Origin of the sequence: Myroides oncorhynchi (assembly GCF_020905415.1) — a bacterium.
In the GTDB taxonomy this organism is placed as follows: Bacteria; Bacteroidota; Bacteroidia; order Flavobacteriales; family Flavobacteriaceae; genus Flavobacterium; species Flavobacterium oncorhynchi_A.
Genome location: NZ_JAJJMP010000001.1, coordinates 1,411,135 through 1,429,399, shown reverse-complemented (window position 1 = coordinate 1,429,399; position 18,265 = coordinate 1,411,135). Strand labels below are relative to the sequence as shown.

At 33.9% G+C, this 18,265-nt stretch carries 15 protein-coding genes; 7 read left to right on the top strand and 8 right to left on the bottom strand.

Annotated elements, in window-relative coordinates; genetic code table 11:
• Window positions 1-82 precede the first annotated feature (82 nt).
• From LNQ81_RS06290 to LNQ81_RS06280, 3 genes are read right to left on the bottom strand one after another with little or no spacing between them, the layout of a single operon-like run.
• Window positions 83-412 (bottom strand): hypothetical protein, encoded by a 330-nt coding sequence (locus LNQ81_RS06290; protein WP_229945300.1) that lies wholly within the window; start codon window positions 410-412, stop codon window positions 83-85.
• 11 nt (window positions 413-423) lie between these two features.
• Window positions 424-756, bottom strand: a complete 333-nt coding sequence (locus tag LNQ81_RS06285) for a hypothetical protein (protein ID WP_229945299.1) — start codon at window positions 754-756, stop codon at window positions 424-426.
• 32 nt (window positions 757-788) lie between these two features.
• On the bottom strand, window positions 789-1,259 hold the full coding sequence (locus LNQ81_RS06280) for a hypothetical protein (protein WP_229945298.1): 471 nt from the start codon (window positions 1,257-1,259) through the stop codon (window positions 789-791).
• A gap of 585 nt (window positions 1,260-1,844) precedes the next feature.
• On the opposite strand from LNQ81_RS06280, the gene LNQ81_RS06275 reads away from it, so the two are divergent.
• The 3 genes from LNQ81_RS06275 to LNQ81_RS06265 all read left to right on the top strand — a co-directional run bounded on the left by LNQ81_RS06275 (window position 1,845) and on the right by LNQ81_RS06265 (window position 6,658).
• Complete coding sequence (locus LNQ81_RS06275) at window positions 1,845-2,795, top strand: succinylglutamate desuccinylase/aspartoacylase family protein (protein WP_229945297.1); 951 nt, start codon at window positions 1,845-1,847, stop codon at window positions 2,793-2,795.
• Window positions 2,792-3,355 carry a 5-formyltetrahydrofolate cyclo-ligase gene (locus LNQ81_RS06270; protein ID WP_229945296.1) on the top strand — a complete coding sequence of 188 codons (564 nt, stop codon included), beginning with the start codon at window positions 2,792-2,794 and terminating at the stop codon, window positions 3,353-3,355. Before LNQ81_RS06275 ends, LNQ81_RS06270 begins: the two co-directional genes overlap by 4 nt.
• A gap of 159 nt (window positions 3,356-3,514) precedes the next feature.
• On the top strand, window positions 3,515-6,658 hold the full coding sequence (locus tag LNQ81_RS06265; protein WP_229945295.1) for a S41 family peptidase: 3,144 nt from the start codon (window positions 3,515-3,517) through the stop codon (window positions 6,656-6,658).
• Between the two features lie 176 nt (window positions 6,659-6,834).
• Here the strand turns inward: LNQ81_RS06265 and LNQ81_RS06260 are convergent, their stop codons facing one another.
• The 4 genes from LNQ81_RS06260 to recO form a co-directional block, all read right to left on the bottom strand.
• Window positions 6,835-7,431: a lipoprotein signal peptidase gene (locus LNQ81_RS06260; protein WP_229945294.1), complete on the bottom strand. Its 597-nt coding sequence runs from the start codon at window positions 7,429-7,431 to the stop codon at window positions 6,835-6,837.
• Window positions 7,432-7,517: 86 nt separating this feature from the next.
• On the bottom strand, window positions 7,518-7,904 hold the full coding sequence (locus tag LNQ81_RS06255; RefSeq protein ID WP_229945293.1) for a TraR/DksA family transcriptional regulator: 387 nt from the start codon (window positions 7,902-7,904) through the stop codon (window positions 7,518-7,520).
• A gap of 8 nt (window positions 7,905-7,912) precedes the next feature.
• Window positions 7,913-11,314, bottom strand: a complete 3,402-nt coding sequence (gene ileS, locus LNQ81_RS06250) for an isoleucine--tRNA ligase (protein ID WP_229945292.1) — start codon at window positions 11,312-11,314, stop codon at window positions 7,913-7,915.
• A gap of 96 nt (window positions 11,315-11,410) precedes the next feature.
• A complete protein-coding gene (gene recO, locus LNQ81_RS06245) occupies window positions 11,411-12,127 on the bottom strand; it encodes a DNA repair protein RecO (RefSeq protein WP_229945291.1) in 717 nt (238 codons plus the stop codon).
• A 239-nt stretch (window positions 12,128-12,366) separates the two neighbouring features.
• On the opposite strand from recO, the gene LNQ81_RS06240 reads away from it, so the two are divergent.
• From LNQ81_RS06240 to LNQ81_RS06225, 4 genes are all read left to right on the top strand, one after another.
• Complete coding sequence (locus tag LNQ81_RS06240; RefSeq protein WP_229945290.1) at window positions 12,367-13,113, top strand: PdaC/SigV domain-containing protein; 747 nt, start codon at window positions 12,367-12,369, stop codon at window positions 13,111-13,113.
• A 20-nt stretch (window positions 13,114-13,133) separates the two neighbouring features.
• Window positions 13,134-14,591: an oligosaccharide flippase family protein gene (locus LNQ81_RS06235; RefSeq protein ID WP_229945289.1), complete on the top strand. Its 1,458-nt coding sequence runs from the start codon at window positions 13,134-13,136 to the stop codon at window positions 14,589-14,591.
• A gap of 84 nt (window positions 14,592-14,675) precedes the next feature.
• A complete protein-coding gene (locus tag LNQ81_RS06230; RefSeq protein ID WP_229945288.1) occupies window positions 14,676-15,479 on the top strand; it encodes a hypothetical protein in 804 nt (267 codons plus the stop codon).
• Window positions 15,480-16,196: 717 nt separating this feature from the next.
• Window positions 16,197-17,090, top strand: a complete 894-nt coding sequence (locus LNQ81_RS06225; protein ID WP_229945071.1) for an IS1595 family transposase — start codon at window positions 16,197-16,199, stop codon at window positions 17,088-17,090.
• A gap of 269 nt (window positions 17,091-17,359) precedes the next feature.
• Here the strand turns inward: LNQ81_RS06225 and LNQ81_RS06220 are convergent, their stop codons facing one another.
• Window positions 17,360-18,157 (bottom strand): M48 family metallopeptidase, encoded by a 798-nt coding sequence (locus LNQ81_RS06220; protein WP_229945287.1) that lies wholly within the window; start codon window positions 18,155-18,157, stop codon window positions 17,360-17,362.
• Window positions 18,158-18,265 lie beyond the last annotated feature (108 nt).

The window sequence follows — 18,265 nt, the reverse complement described above, 5'->3', positions numbered from 1 at the left end:
CCTTATTATTCCTCTTTTAAATGTTCTAAATTAATCACAATAGTATACTATTTAAAGCTCTTACCTTTATAAATACATTCTATTAACAGAAACTAATTCTATCATCTATACCAATACCTTCCTTATCCATAACATATACATATATCCCAATTTCATCACCTACAATATTCAACAAACTAAGTTCTGCTTCAATAGTATATTCTACATAATCTGTAGCATACCAAAACACTCTGATTTCTTTCTCCTTTAAATGGATATCAGAAAAACCTATTCCTAAATCTTCTTTTAATTCTTCTTCAAGAGAGCTATTATCTGGCAAGCTGATCAGCCATTTAAAACCAGCTATAGCTTGACTATAATACTGATGTGCATCCTCTTTACTCTGTAGAAAAAACGGTACTCCCTTCTTCATACTTAATTACTTTACTTATAAATATGGTATTCATCAAAACCAACTTTTTGATAATTTTCATCCATATCTTCTACATAATTAAACTCACCTAACTCAACATTCATCGCTCCTAATAAGATAATCTTAACCTCTATATCATAACTCATATAATCATACCCTAACCATATAAATGTAATTCTTGAATTCCTGAAGCTCAAATCTTTTAAATAGACGGAATCTATACTCTTTGCTAGCATATCTATATTATCTCCATCACTGCACCATGTATCAATTTTCTTCTGTGCTCTCCTATACAAAATACCCATTTCATCTGTGCTCCTAAAGTATAAACTATCCTCTCTCATTATTAATATTGATTAACTTAAACACATTTTCGTTATTTATATAGACTCCCATATCTTCCTTCACTATCAAAATACAACTCGTTAGTATCAGTTACATCACCATTATCCATACAACAAGAATAAGTACTAAAACTATATATCAACATCACCCTATCACACCATAACTTAAGTCCATCTAATTTATCACGAGTTGTTATACCTACTAAATCCTCAATATCAAAATACAGTAATATCTCCACATTATCTCCTTGTTTAGTAAAATCAATATACAAATCGGGTACAACATAATTTTCTAAAGTCAGAACACTCATTCCTAAAGAAAAGAACACATAACTTCCTTGACCTAACTCATCCAAACGAAAGTTTTCTCTAGCAATCTCCTTCTCATTATACTGTACATAATCACACATCTTACCATTAAGATGCAGGTATGACAACAAATTGTAAATACAATCATTATAAACCCCGATGAACACAACATCTATTAATACTTTGAACTTCATACTTGTTTTACTTTCATCTACTTAAGTTTTTACTTACCTCACATCTGTTAAACCTTATCATTGACTTCATTCTTAGACTGAACCCAACAACATAGTAATCATAACATTACTACAGTAAAGTTAACGACTTATACTTATCAAACAATCCGTTTTCCTAATTATTTCAACATACTGAAATAATTATAACAATTACATAATCAATATTTTACATCACTAAAGCGATACCAACACAAAAACGCTAATTCTAAAGTTAAACATTTCAATAGCGCAAGAATAAAGACTATCAAACACTTTCATAATGCTCAAACTCTATTTATATAACATACTCCATCAGATAACCACTAGTTCACAGAGTCATATTTTACACCTCCCTTCTACTGATCCCTATATGTTAGGCAAATGATAGGCAGGTGATAGGCTTATTAATAGCACTTTTTAGCCGAGCACATGCCCATCAATAGCCGATCACAAGCCGACCACCCATAAAAAAGCACTAAAAACACCACTAGTAACGATTTGTCTCTTACGATTAAAACACGAATGCGAAACTTTTAATATCTTCACAGTTCCAAAATTGTTAGAAAGATGACTATACTAGATGAAACAATACATCCTGGTGAAACCAAGACTTTAAATTTAGAAATCGCGCGGTTACACACCGCTACTAAACTAAAAATACCTGTGATCGTCTCTAGGGCAAAACTAGACGGCCCTACAGTATTACTGTCTGCTGGACTACATGGAGATGAACTAAATGGTGTAGATATCGTACGTCAGATTGTGCATAAAGGAATGAATGTTCCTAAACGTGGTACTATTATTTGCATCCCTGTTATCAACATATTTGGATTCATTAACCAGACAAGAGAATTTCCTGACGGCCGTGATATGAATCGCGTCTTCCCAGGTAGTAAGACAGGTTCATTAGCAGGTAGATTCGCCCATTATCTAGTTACTTATATCTTACCTCATGTAGACTATGCTATAGACTTTCATGCAGGAGGTGCCAGTAGATTTAATGCTCCACAGATACGTATCACTCCAGAAAATGCAGAGTTAGAAGAATTAGCGACTATATTTAATCCTCCATTTCTATTATACTCTGCGCAGATATCAGGATCATTTAGAAATGCCTGTGCCAAAAAAGGGATTAAGATGCTATTATTCGAAGGAGGAAAATCACTAGATATCAACCCTGACGTTTCGGATATGGGAGTAGAAGGAACTAAGCGATTCTTGCGTTCATTTGATATGCTTAGAGATCAATTTAAAATTGACATTCCTAAAGAAGAAATGACAGTAATCACCAACTCTATTTGGGTACGAGCTAGACGCTCTGGGCTATTACACGACCAAGTAAAGATAGGTGCTTATGTCGAAAAAGGTGCTATACTAGCTGAAATATCTGATCCTTACGGACAAGAAAACACACTAATGAGAGCACCAAATGCGGGTTATGTAATCAATGTGAATGACGCACCCATCGTCTATCAAGGAGATGCTGTGTTCCACATCTCAAAAACACTAAAAAAATGAATAAAGACGAATTAAGAATTAAATATAAAAACCTTCGCGATAACTTAGACTTAGATAGAATAGATGATTTAAGTTTAGAAATAGCAAATCAAGCACTACATTTACCTATCTGGGATAAGGTTAACTATCACCTGTTTCTAAGTATTCGAAATAAAAAAGAAATAGATACAGAATACCTACTTCAGATATTAGCAGGTAAGGATAAAAATACTATCTTATCTAAATCTGACTTTAAGGAGGGAACATTATCACATTATCTCTTGACTGATAACACTACAATTAAAGTCAATAACTATGGTATACCAGAACCTGTAGATGGCATCCAAGTAAGCGAAAAACAACTTGATGTAATCTTCATTCCTCTATTAGCTTATGACAAACAAGGAAATAGAATAGGCTATGGCAAGGGATTCTATGATCGATTCTTAGCAGAATGCAAGCCCGATGTGATCAAAGTGGGATTGAGTTTCTTCCCACCAGAAGACCACATTAGTGATGTAAGAGATGGAGATATTCCTCTTGACTATTGCATCACTCCGACAGAAGTATATCGATTTTAACACATATAAAACGAGGCAATATTTAGGTATTATCTCGTTTTTTTTATAGGTCAATTTAAAGACATATACCTTGCTGTTATGCTTCTGTCAACAGTTAAAACTAAATTAGTATTAGTGAGTTAGGGAAAATATTTTTATGTTTATTAAAAATATTAACCAATGATCAAAAACACTATCACCTTACTTACACTTTCTCTTGTAAGTTTAGCATGGGCACAGCAATCACCTAAATTTGCTTCTACCCCATCACTAAGCCCAGATGGAAAGACAACTTACTTTAGCTATAATGGCGATATATGGCAAGCTCCAACAGCTGGTGGAGAAGCGCTAAGAGTAACTGCCTTAGAGGGTAACGAGACTAACCCTCGCGTATCTCCTGATGGAAAATGGCTAGCATTCTCTTCTGACCAATACGGCAACAGAGATGTATTCTTAATGCCTCTAACAGGAGGACAAATCACACAACTTACTTACCACCAAGCATCAGAAGATGTAGAGAGTTGGAGTTGGGATAGTAAGACGATTTACTTCACATCTAATGCTAATAACAACTTTGGTTCTTACACCATAGGTATTAATGGTGGTACTCCTAAACCACTGTTTACAAACTATTTTAATAATACAAATGGATTAGTCGTTACGCCATCTGGTGAATACCTATTCACTAGCTCTATGGAGAGTGCTAGTCAGACTACGCGTAAGCGTTATAAAGGAGAGAACAATCCAGATATACTAAGCTATAACCCTACGACTAAGGCATTCAAATCTTATACAGATTATGAAGGAAAGGACTTTAATCCTACCGTAGATAAGAACGGGAAGATATACTTCATCTCAGACGAGAACAATGGTAACTATAACTTATACACCTTCGAGAATGGGAAAAAAGTAGCGTTAACTAACTTCGATACTTCTATCAAGAAGCCTTATGTATCAGCAGATGGTAGCAAAGTTGTTTTTGAGAAAGATTACATGATTTATGTTCTTGACACAGCTACTAAGTCTATAACACCTCTAGCTACTTCTGTAAACACGAATAAAGCAATCGAGAAAGAGCAGTCTTATGCTGTAGAAGACAATATGGAATACTTTGATGTGTCTCCTGATGCGAAGAAGATTGCATTCGTTAGCCGTGGGATATTATTCGTCTCTGACATCGAAGGAAAATTCATACAAGCAGTATCGGATGGTAAAGAACGTGTAATGGAAGTAAAATGGTTGAAAGACAACAAGACGTTACTATACAGTCAGACTTATAAAGGGTACCAAAATTGGTTTAAAAGATCTGCTGATGGCAAGGGAACAGTTACTCAATTAACTTCTGATAATCGCAACAACAGAGACATTACTTTAAATAAAGAAATGACTAAAGCGGTATACCTAAGTGGTAGAGATGAAGTGAGATTATTAGACCTGACTGCCTATACTTCTAAAGTAATAGTGAAAGATGAGATATGGGCATTCCAAAACTCTACACCTTCTTTCTCTCCTAATGGAGAATATGTGTTATTCACTGCTAAACGCAATTTTGAAGAAGACATCTTTGTACACCATATCGCAAAGAATGAGACAATCAACCTAACGAATACAGGTGTTGCAGAGTCTAGCCCGTATTGGTCTCCTAATGGTAAGTATATTTACTTTATGAGTGATAGACTTAATCCTTCTTATCCTCTAGGGATGCAGAATCCTAGTATCTACCGATTCTCTGTAGACTGGCAGACAGATGCATTTAAGTCTGATCAGTTTGACAAACTATTCGTAGAAAAGAAAGAAGAGGATGCAAAAGATACTAAGAAAAAGGACAAAAAGAAAAAACAAGACGATACTCCAAAAGTGAAGTCGATTAAGATAAACACAGAGGGACTACTTGATCGTATAGAGCAGGTAAGCGACCGTTTTGGTAGCCAATATAATCCTATCGTATTCGCTGATGATAAGAAAGAGGTAGTATTCTATAACACAAATCAAGAAAACGGAAAGGGCAATTTATACAAAACGGTTTACGAAGACTTCGAAGACAATAAAAGTGAAAAGGTGTTCGAAAAACGCGCTAATCAGTTACTTCAACGTGATAAAAAGATATATGCGCTAATCAGTGGTAATATCTATAGCTTTGAATTAAGTAAAGGAAAGCCTGAGCAGCTTAAAATCAAGCACAGCTTTACTAAAAACTTAGCTGATGAGTTTAACCAAATGTATTATGAGACATGGGCTGGTGTAGAGGAGAATTTCTATGATGAAACTTTTCACGGAATTGATTGGGATAAAATGAAAGAGCAATTCGCTCAATATCTACCTGATGTTAATAGTAGAAATGACCTTCGCGTCTTACTGAACGATATGCTAGGAGAACTAGGTTCTTCTCACTTAGGGTTTAATTCGTCTGGAAATGAAGAAAAAACGAAACTGAACTATAGATCTTACGAAACAGGTATAGTATTTAATACTGATACTCCGTATCAAGTAGATCACATCGTACGTAAATCTCCAGCTTATGCGTCTGATATAGATATTATACCTGGTGATATTTTAACCAAAGTAAATGGTCAAAAAGTAGATGATAAAGTGAATAGAGACACTTACTTCACATTTGCGAATAGTCAAGAGGAAATCACACTGACATTTAACCGAGGTGGTAAGGAAATCACTCGAAAGTTACATCCAATTTCATTCACATCAATGAAGACACTATTATATGACGAATGGATATACACTAATAAAGAACGTGTAAATAAGCTAAGTAATAATCGAATCGCTTATGCCTATATGAAGAATATGAGTACTACAGAGTTAGATCAATTCTTACTGGCAATGGTAGAGCAGGAAGCTAATAAGGAAGGGGTGATTTTAGATTTGCGTTATAACACTGGCGGTAATGTGCATGATAAAGTATTAAATTTCTTAGCACAAAGACCTTATCTTCAATGGAAATACAGAGAGGGACAACTTACTGTACAGAGTAATTTCACTCCTAGTGGTAAGCCAATAGTATTACTTATCAATGAATCGTCTCTGAGTGATGCAGAGATGACTGCAGCAGGATTTAAAGCTTTAAAACTAGGAAAAATCATTGGGCAAGAAACCTATAGATGGATTATATTTACTTCTGCTAAAAGTCTAGTAGATAATTCTAGCTACAGATTACCTTCTTGGGGTACTTACACATTAGATGGTCAGAACCTAGAGAAAACAGGTGTAGCACCTGATATTTATATTAAAAACACATTTATGGATAGATTAAATAACAATGATCCTCAACTTGAGAGAGCTGTTCAAGAAATCCTAAAAGATATCAAGTAAAATAGTAAAGGCTTCCTACGGGAAGCCTTTTTTGTATCTATATATACATTTAATCACGTTCTTCATCAGCACAACATAGTGCTGAGTCGAAAACAGACTGGTTTAAACAATTATCTTTTTCAAACCACACAATTGATATACTCAAAAAAAAAGCTCCCTAAAAGGAAGCTATATATTTAGTTTTTAAAAACTTTCTTATTAAAAATAATTAGGATACCTACACCAACAGAGATTGCCACATCGGCTAAGTTAAATATCGCATTAAAAAAGGTAAAATACTTACCTCCCCATATTGGCAACCATTCAGGTAAATACCCTTTCCATATAGGAAAATAAAACATATCTACTACCTTACCATGAAACCAACTACCATAAGGCTGATCTGAGAACATCGTTGCTATCTGTCCTGGTGTACTCTCATTAAAGATAACTCCATAAAAGATAGAATCAATTATATTACCTAATGCTCCTGCCATAATTAAAGCTATTGCAACAATTAAATAGTTAGATGCTCTTTTCTTAAAAGAGTCATTCAACCACCAACCAATACCGAATACAGCCACTATTCTAAATAATGTCAAGGCAAGTTTCCCATAATTACCAGGTAGTTCTACACCCCATGCCATACCCTCATTCTCTATAAAATGAATACGGAACCAATCAAAGAAGATAATCTCATCATTCAATAAAAAGTTAGTTTTAATATATATCTTCAATACCTGATCCAGTACTAATACAACCAGAACAAGTAGGTATGCTTTCTTTAACGACATTTTCCTTTAATTTCAAGGAACAAATGTAGTTATTTTATCACATAAAAAAAACGCTCTTATAGGAGCGTTTTCAATTTTATTAAAGATTAACGTTGCAAATTCTTTGCTTCGATACTCATAGTCGCATGTGGAACTAACTTCAATCTCTCTTTATCGATTAGTTTACCTGTTACTTTACATATTCCATACGTTTTATTTTCAATGCGTACTAATGCATTTCTTAAGTCACGAATAAACTTCTCTTGACGTATTGCTAATTGAGCATTCGCTTCTTTAGACATTGTCTCGCTTCCTTCCTCGAATGCTTTGAATGTAGGTGATGTATCATCAGTTCCATTGTTCAAATCATTCATATAGGCGCTTTTAATCAATTCTAAATCCGCTTGAGCTTTCTCAATCTTAGCTGTTATTAACACCTTAAATTCAGCTAAATCCGCATCAGAATAACGTACAATCTCACCTACTTCTTTCATAATTTTAATTATTTTAAAATTAACACTCGTGTTTTTAGCTCATCAAACTCTACATCTACACCCTCGCTTAAATCATTCACGAATTCTAATGTATGTGTTAGGGTCTCAGACTTAATATAGTCTTCATTCGCCAAAACAGCCTCTTTTATTTCTTTTTCCTCTAGTATTTTTACTATAATCTTATCTGTAACTTCGAATCCTGAGTCTTTTCTAATATTCTGAATTCTATTTACTAATTCACGTGAGATACCTTCTTTTCTCAACTCAGGGCTTATCGTAATATCAAGAGCGACTGTAAGCCCTCCTTCATTAGCAACTAACCAGCCTTCGATATCTTGTGATGTTATCTCAACGTCTGCAACTGTTAAAGTAACACTTTTTTCTGTTAAATTAAGTGTTATTCCTCCATTTCTTTCGATTTCTGCGATTTCTTCCTGACCAAAACCTTGTATCTTATTCGCAATCAGCCCCATGTCTTTTCCAAATCGTGGACCTAATGTTTTAAAGTTAGGTTTGATCTGCTTCACTAATACTCCAGAAGCATCGTCTAGCAATTCTATTTCCTTCACATTCACCTCAGCCTTGATTAGATCCGCTATAGCTAAAATTTCATTCTTTTGGTTATCATCTAATACAGGAATCATAACTCTCTGTAGTGGTTGACGAACCTTGATCATTTCTTTCTTACGAAGTGATAACACTAATGAAGAAATAATTTGAGCTTTTTGCATTCTACTTTCTAATGCTTTATCAACGAACTCTTCCTTAAATTCTGGGAAGTCAGCCAAATGTACAGATTCAAAACTTTCTCCATGTGTAGCTAAAGTTAAGTCTCTGTAAAGTTTATCCATAAAGAACGGTGCTATAGGAGCTCCTAACTTCGCTACTGTTAACAAACATGTATACAATGTTTGGTATGCAGCGATTTTGTCTTGAGCATATTCACCTTTCCAGAATCTTCTTCTACATAAACGCACATACCAGTTACTTAAGTTCTCTGTTACGAAATCCGTTATTGCACGAGCAGCTTTAGTAGGTTCGTATTCTGCATAGAATTCATCTACGCGTTGAACTAATGTATTTAACTCTGATAAGATCCATCTGTCAATCTCAGGTCTATCCGCTAATGGAATATCCTTCTCTTCATATTTAAATCCATCAATATTAGCATACAACGCAAAGAAGTTATAAGTATTATATAAAGTTCCGAAGAATTTTCTTCTCACCTCTGTAATACCATCTAAATCAAACTTCAAGTTATCCCATGGGTTAGCATTCGAAATCATATACCAACGTGTAGCATCTGGTCCATGTTCAGCTAATGTTTCAAAAGGATCTACTGTGTTTCCTAAACTCTTAGACATCTTTAATCCGTTCTTATCTAATACTAATCCATTAGATACAACGTTTTTATATGCTTTAGTATCAAATACCATAGAAGCAATAGCGTGTAAAGTATAGAACCATCCTCGTGTCTGATCTACTCCCTCAGCGATAAAGTCAGCAGGATAAGATTTATTATTATCTATTAATTCTTTATTCTCAAATGGGTAGTGCCATTGTGCATAAGGCATGGCTCCAGAATCAAACCAAACATCTATTAGGTCAGATTCACGACGCATTGGTTTTCCAGAAGCAGATACTAATACGATATTATCAACTACATTTTTATGTAAGTCCACTTTATCATAGTTTTCTTCTGACATATCTCCTACTGCAAACCCTTCAAAAGGATTAGCTGTCTGGATACCAGCAGCCATAGACTTCTTAATTTCATTCATTAATTCCTCAACAGAACCAACTACTAATTCTTCTGTCTTATCCTCAGATCTCCAGATAGGTAATGGAATACCCCAGAAACGAGAACGAGATAAATTCCAGTCATTTGCATTCTTAATCCAGTTACCAAAACGACCTTCCCCAGTTGCTTTAGGTTTCCAGTTCACCTCTTCATTTAATTCGAACATGCGCTCTTTTACCTCAGTGATCTTAATAAACCAAGAATCTAATGGGTAGTATAATACAGGTTTGTTCGTTCTCCAACAATGTGGGTAACTGTGAACATACTTCTCTACTTTGAATGCTTTGTTCTCTTCTTTTAGACGGATAGCTATTTCTACGTCTACAGAACGCTCAGGAGCTTGTCCATCGTCATAGTATTCATTCTTTACATACTTTCCTGCTAAGTCTCCCATTTTCTTTACGAAACGTCCTTGTAAATCTACTAATGGAACTGGGTTCTCATCAGCATCAAGGATAAGCATAGGTGGCACTTCTGGTGTAGCTTCTTTAGCTACCTTAGCATCATCTGCACCAAAAGTAGGCGCTGTATGTACGATACCAGTACCATCTTCTGTAGTAACGAAATCACCCAAGATTACTCTGAATGCATTCTCTGGGTTTTGATATGGCAATGTATATGGTAACAATTGTTCATACTTAGCTCCCACTAAGTCAGCACCTTTAAATTCCTTAACAACTAAATAAGGAATCTTTTTATCACCTTCTTTATATGCGTTTAATTCTTCTTCTGTTTCTACAGTAGCAAACTTACCAGCAAACTGTTTAGCTACTAGCGGTTTACCTAATACTACATTAATCGCCTCTCCTGTATATTGGTTAAACGACTTCACTAATACATAGTCAATCTTAGGACCTACAGTCAACGCTGTATTTGACGGTAATGTCCATGGAGTAGTTGTCCAAGCCAAGAAATGAATAGCACCAAATCCTTTTAAGAACTCAGGTAATGTCTCATCAATAGCTTTAAACTGTGCTACGATAGTCGTATCTGTGATATCTTTATATGCTCCTGGTTGGTTAATCTCATGTGATGATAGACCTGTACCTGCTTTAGGCGAATATGGTTGGATTGTATATCCTTTGTATAACAAGTCTTTATCATAGATTTGTTTTAACAACCACCATACTGATTCCATATACTTTGACTTGTAAGTCACATAAGGATCGTTCATATCTACCCAATACCCCATCTTCTCAGTAAGGTCATTCCATAGGTCAGTATAACGCATTACAGTACGCTTACAAGCTTGGTTGTATTCTTCTACTGTAATTTTAGTTCCAATATCTTCTTTAGTAATTCCAAGTTCCTTCTCAGTACCTAATTCAACAGGTAATCCATGTGTATCCCATCCCGCTTTACGCTTTACTTGGTATCCTTTTTGAGTTTTATAACGACAAAAAATATCCTTAATAGCACGAGCCATCACGTGGTGAATTCCAGGTTTTCCATTAGCTGAAGGTGGTCCTTCGAAAAACACGAAAGGTTTATTATCCTCTCTAGTACTAATACTTTTTTCGAATATTGATTGTTCTTTCCAAAACTCTAGCATCTCTGATGCTACCCCTGACAAGTCAAGATTCTTATATTCTGTAAATTTAGTGCTCATCGTTATTATTATAATATTTTTTAATCAATTTCGCGAATTTAAACAAATTACTTTAATATCCCCCTAATTAATTGGTAGGAAAAACATTAAAAATAGTCAATTAGAGAAAACTTCCTTCAAAACTTCCAAAGAATTCGGTTTTTTAAAGTCATTTAGATGTCGTTCATAATAACTAATCAACATCGCTAACAGTCTCTTTCTATCTCTATTATTAAACACTTTTTGGTCACTAGAGAAACCTAATTCCAATAATTTCCTAAACAAAACAGTAGGCTCTTCATCAAAACAACTTGGGGTAAAATGATTACTAAAAACCCCCTCTTCCCAGTTAAAATAAAGCTTATTACTAGTGTCTAAAGCGGGGTAAAAACCAAAGTATTTCATCAATTCTGTCATTAAAATAAGATGAAAATTAGCTACCTCATCATGTGTGTCAAACCACAGTAATGCAATCTCTAGAAATGTAAAAAAATCTTTGTCTGCAACTGGCTCTCTAAATGCGGAATGAAGTACCTCTCCCACAAAAATAGCTATACAATTCTTATTATAATTATAGTAAATATCTTGGTAAATATGAGCTACCTTGACTTCTTTAAAGTATTCTAATCCTCCTTTATTCTTATGAACAAAATCAATATCCAAGATAGTCAATGGCTGGAAGTACGCTATCTTCTGAGCAGATTTGCCCTTGGCAAAAGCATTGCGAACAAAGAAGCTAACCATCCCAACATCCTCAGTAAAACACTTTACAATCAAGCTTTTCTCTTGGTATTTTAAAGCACTAAGTACAATCGCTTTTGTCTTTATCTGCATTTATCCTTTCTTTTTAAGAGCTTAAAAATAATCATCTTAGTCTAAATCTTTGCAAAAGTACTAAAATAAAGCATACACATCGGTTCAAAAAACTCCTAAACAACATCTAAACAAGACATATAACACACTATAAAACAGCATAAATACATCTAAAATCAGAAGCGATCGAAATCTTACAATATGAGATTATAATCACTACAATTTTCATAGCTTTGCACTTATCTATGAAAAGAAAAAAGATGAAAAAAATCTTGTTAATCCTATTCCTTTCAATCGCTATTACAAGCTGCAAGAAGGATAAAAATTTCTCTTTTGAGGAGAAAGTATACCAAAAAATATTGTTGGAAACTTGTATAGACGAAGACTGTACTGAAATCAAAATCACTACAGCTGAAATCACAAATCCCCTAGAAGATATAAGCAACAAGATTAATACGAACAATTTAATTATCATAAATGATATTCTCTCTTTTGAAGACGAGAAGAAACCAGCTTCTAACTATGATAATATAGTTGCTTCATTCACCAATGCCTACACAGATATGGTTAAAAAGTTTCCTAAGGCAACCATTCCGTGGCAAGCTACTGCAAATAGTATTGTGACATTCTACGGTGATAACCTATTGAGTTTTTCTCTAGACTATTATATTTTTACAGGAGGAGCTAACGGATTTAAAGGAGAGAAAACAATTCATTATAACCCTATAACTGGGGATCAATATACTAATCAACAATTATTCAAAAACTATAAGGGTTTTGAAGAACTAGTAATTACAAAACTTAAGAAGAATCAAGTGGAAGTTAACAGAAGTACTTTTGAGTTGCCTGAAAACATATTTGTATACGACGATGGCCTTGTACTAAACTTTAATACCGCAGACTTAAATGCACTATCTAGTAAACTAATAACACTTACATTTACAAAAGAAGAAATAAACCCCTACTTAAGCTTTGATTTAATACCTAAAGCAAACACAAATAAATAATACCCCTTAAACAACAAGTTGTGAGCATTTACAAGAAAATATTTAAACAAACTGCTATTTATGGATTAGCAGCTGTATTCCCTAAAGTTATTGGATTCTTTCTAGTTCCATTTCACACAGACCTCATGCAGAATAACGACTATGGACAATATAGTGTTATTTTTTCTATCATGATGTTTCTCAATGTGATTCTTTCTTTTGGGATGGAGACTGCTTTCTTTAGATTTTATAATAAACAAGATGACAAAAAAGAAGTTATTAATAACAGTTTATTATTTCTTGGATGCACAACATTACTATTTGCTATAATTAGTGTATTGACCTTAGATTTTTGGGCTTCTATCCTTAGTGTATCAAATGAACTATTATACTATGTACTATTTATTCTAGTACTAGACGCTTTAGTCATAGTTCCCTTTGCTAAGCTAAGAGCAGATCAGAGACCTCTATACTACAGTGCCATTAGAATCGCAAATGTATGTATCTACACAGTGCTAAACATATTCTTTTTATACTATCTACCAAAACTAAGTACTAGTTACCCTGATAGCATATTCCATACCATCTATAGACAAGACAATCAAGTAGTTTACATCTTTGTAGCGAATCTAGCTGCTAGCTTATTCACATTCTTAGCCTTCTATAAAGACTACTTCAGTATCAAATTTAAGTTTAATAAGGAGCTGAATAAACAGATGCTTACCTACAGTTTTCCTATTATGGTAGGAGGACTAGCATTTGCTATTAATGAAGGTTTTGACAAAATACTTCTTGAGCGACTACTACCAGCCGATATCGCACTATCAGAAGTAGGAAAATATGCAGCTTGTTATAAATTAGGTTTGTTTATGGTCCTATTTAGGCAAGCTTATACATTAGGTATAGAACCATTCTTTTTCAACTATGCTAAGAATCATGACGCACCTACTAAATATGCTACTATTACCAAGTACTTTACTATTTTTGGGAGTATTATTATGTTAGGCGTTATCGTATTTGCAGATGTATTGAAAGTCTTGTTTATTAGAAACGAGTCTTATTGGGATGCGATGATAGTCGTACCACTTATCATCTTAGCCAACTTATGTATGGGAATCTATACCAACCTATCTGTATGGTATAAGCTAAGAGATAAGACAGCCATAGGAGCCTATATTTCTATTATGGGAGCTGTATTCACACTGATCTTTAACTTTATCCTTATCCCTATTTGGGGATATATGGGATCAGCGATAGCTACTCTGATAGCCTATGCATCCATGATGTTAGTCTCTTATGTAATGGGACAGAAACAGTATCCAATCCCTTATGACAAAAAGGCTATAGGAGGATATCTAGGAATATCTATACTCCTAAGCTTTACATACTTCTACTGTTTTAGAGAAAACTACTTCGTAGGAATAGCCTTTATACTCGTATTCTTAGGTGTTATATACAAATTTGAAAATACTGTTATCAAAAAGATAATTAAACGATAAATCAGAATTCATTACTAATTAAGTGATGGATTTTTTTTCACATGTATTTAATTGTCTTATATTTAATACTCTATAAAACACGTTATGGCTAACTACACCTACTTAAGTATTAAGAAAGATGAGGAGAATACATTTTTATTTGAAGGAAAGAACACTCTCCCTTTCTTCTGGATTTGCCTACTAGACATAACAATACTAAAAGAAAAACATCCAATCTGGGAACAACTTATTATTAGCGAAGAGGAGGACGATAACGATGAATACGAAGAATCTGAATATACTATATCTCCTTCTGACATCATCTTAACTAAAGAAACGTTTAACACTAATGCTAAGAATAGACGTATATTTATCGTTAATCAGATTCCTGAAGCTCTAACTCTGTACGACGATTTTATCTCATGTATAGATAATCAACTATACAATAACGCTGTAGTCTGTATAGAGTTACTCGAATACATCTGCTTCTATGATGATGTTCAGTACTTTATTACTTCTATTACAAAAGAATTACAAGCTTTAGACACACTCGATATAAAAGCTATCTCTTATTTAGATACCCATGATTTAATTAACAATGGAACAGGATTTACTTCTATTGACAATGGTGATTTCTCTGAGTTAGCAAGCTATAAACAAGCGGAGATTATAAGAAACACCCCTAAACCTGATAACACGCCATACAAAAAAGGTGACATCATGAGTTCAATATACCCCTTACTAATCTGCATCGCTTTTTCAGGGATTACTTATTGGATGTACATAGAAGACAGCCCTTTATTTGCCGTTATCTTTATTGGTTCATTAAACTTATTTTTCTATTACGTATCATTCAGGATCTTACTAGAAAATATAAAGAAAAGAAATGCTAAAACAACTCAGCTGTAATGAGTACAAGACCCCATAATAAGATAACCATACAGATGAGAGTACTAGCACTATGCCAAATAGCCCTAGTAGGCTTATTTATCTATCACATTAGTCTAAGGAATACGTATAGCATCCTTATATTCGTAGATGCACTTATATTTATCTTACTAAGTGCTTATATAAAGTATTTACTCACTGTTAAGCATCCCAATCAAAAGAAAAAGAGGAAAAAAAAGAAAAGATAAAGGTAACCTTATGTTAATGTCTTCTTTTAACAACTCTCAAATTCCATACAGGGTTAACTCCTCTGTCGGCTAGTACTTAATTCTCAGTACCTAATCCATACTACTATTTACTCATGTAGCACTACAGTTAGTATAGCTCTAATCAAACATTACCCCATCCATCTATTTACTACAATAGCATAGAACCTCTGTCCATCCACTCTCCATCCTTCCTTCTTGGACAGTAGGTAATCAATCTCTGAAGCATTCTTCGACTAATATTTCTCTAGCCCACTATTTACGGCGTATTCTCCACCCATTGTCGAGCAACTTCACATCATCATAGACAGATACTAAGATTGAGAAGGGTATAGCAACTACATAAAAAGAACACAAATAACACAATCAACTAAACAACAGCAATTTACAACAAGTACTTGTTTAAAAAAATATATCCTTTTTTTGAATTATTGATTTAACATCCGTATATTAGTATCTTAAAATCAGTAGTATGGAAATTTTTAAGGGTCAAAACATTCTTAACTTAGTAAAAGAACTACCAGATGACGAATCTTGTAAAGCTTATCTAAGTAAAATAAAGTGGTCAAACGGTTTTACTTGTGTAAAATGTGGACACAAAAAAGGTTGCTTAAAATCTAATCATTCATACTATTGCTATAACTGTGAGCATGTTGAAAGCTCAACAGCTAATACCTTATTTCACAAAGTCAAATTTGGTTTACATAAAGCATTTATGATTGTGTTTGAAATGACAACTTCTACCAAAAGCATATCTAGTATTCAAATGGGTAAACGCTATGGTATAAGCCAGCCAACAGCGTGGGGCTTTATGCATAAAGTTCGTTTAGCTATGCAAAGTAGCGAGCAATCTCCTATGACTGAGACAGTCCATGTTGATGAGTTTGTTGTAGGGGGATACGAACAAGGAAAACCAGGAAGAAGTTATGATACCAAAAAAGCTAAAGCAGTGATAGCTGTAGAGTTAAATACTGAAAGAAAAGTAAAAAGAGCCTATGTTAAGTGTATTGACGATTACTCTGCTAAGTCATTAACTACTATATTCGAACAACACATTTCAGAAGATGCTAATGTAGTTACAGATAAATGGAGGGGATACAATCCCTTGAAAAAAAAGTATAACATCACTCAAAAAGAAAGTGATAAAGGTGCTAATTTTAAAGAATTACACGTGATAATTCACCAACTTAAATCCTGGATTAGAACTGTACCTTCACATATCAATAAGAAATACATCCAAGCTTACTTTAATGAGTTCGTATATAGATTAAATAGATCCTTATTTAAGGAAACTATTTTTCATAACACAATTGTAAAGATGGTTAAAGCGAAACCAACTACTTTAAATATGATTAGCGGAAACTAAACAGATAACTCAATCCTTTTTTTTAGAATAGAGCTTCATTAGTACCCATAACCAACGTTTTTCTAAAAAAAGAGAGAGAATAACTCTAAAATACACCTGATTAATATACCTAAAACAGCATTTTTTTAAAAAAGAGAAGTGTGTTTTTTAAAAAAATACGAAAAGACTATTATAAGTATTCTAACAGAATATGATTAGACACTTATACATAGAAACAAAAAAGAGCCACTTCTGTATAGAAGTAGCTCTTCATATTGATATTTAGACGACTATTTCTTAGCGTCTTTTTTAATTTTATCTTCGATGCGTTTAGCGCGTTTCTCACTATCTGGGTGAGTAGAAGACATCTTACTTACTAATGATTTATCAGCTCCATACTCTTTCTCCATATCAGCAAATTTTTTAAATCCATCTGCTAGTGCCTGAGGATTCTTGCTATTAGCAACTAAGAATTTATACGAATAATCATCAGAATCTGATTCTTGATCTCTAGAGAATGCTGCTCCGATAAACTTCTCTGCCATACCTCCAACATCACCTTTCATTAAGTCACCTACAGTACCTGGTGTAGTACCTGCATACTGTACTGCAGCTTCTGCCATTAGTACTTTTCTATACCCGTTTAAAGAGTGCTTTAACTTAACGTGTCCGATTTCATGTCCGATAATACCTAATAACTCATCATCACTCATAATATCCATCAATGAAGAGAATACACGTACACTTCCATCAGGACAAGCAAAAGCATTTACATCAGTTACATAATAGACTTTGTAGTTTAGATTAAGACCATCATAGTTTTTGTATGGACCGAATACACGCTCTAGACGTTCAGCATACGCTTTTTTCTTAGGGTCTTTATCCTTCACTGTACATACAGGATTATTCTCATCCATCCACTTAACAGATGCTGCTGCAGACTGAGCTACTTCTTCATCACTTACTGTAAATGCTTTAGCTGCTTTTAGACCAGCTTCAATTTTCTTTGGATTTAATTTACCAAACTGTGCATTAGCTGTTCCTATTGCGAAACATACTAAACATGCAGATAATAAAACTTTTTTCATATTAAATATTTTTTTACACTAACAAATGTAATGCTTTATTTTAAATTCTCGTAATGAACACAAACAACTCGAAATCAATCAAAAAACCAAAAAAAAATATCGCTAAAT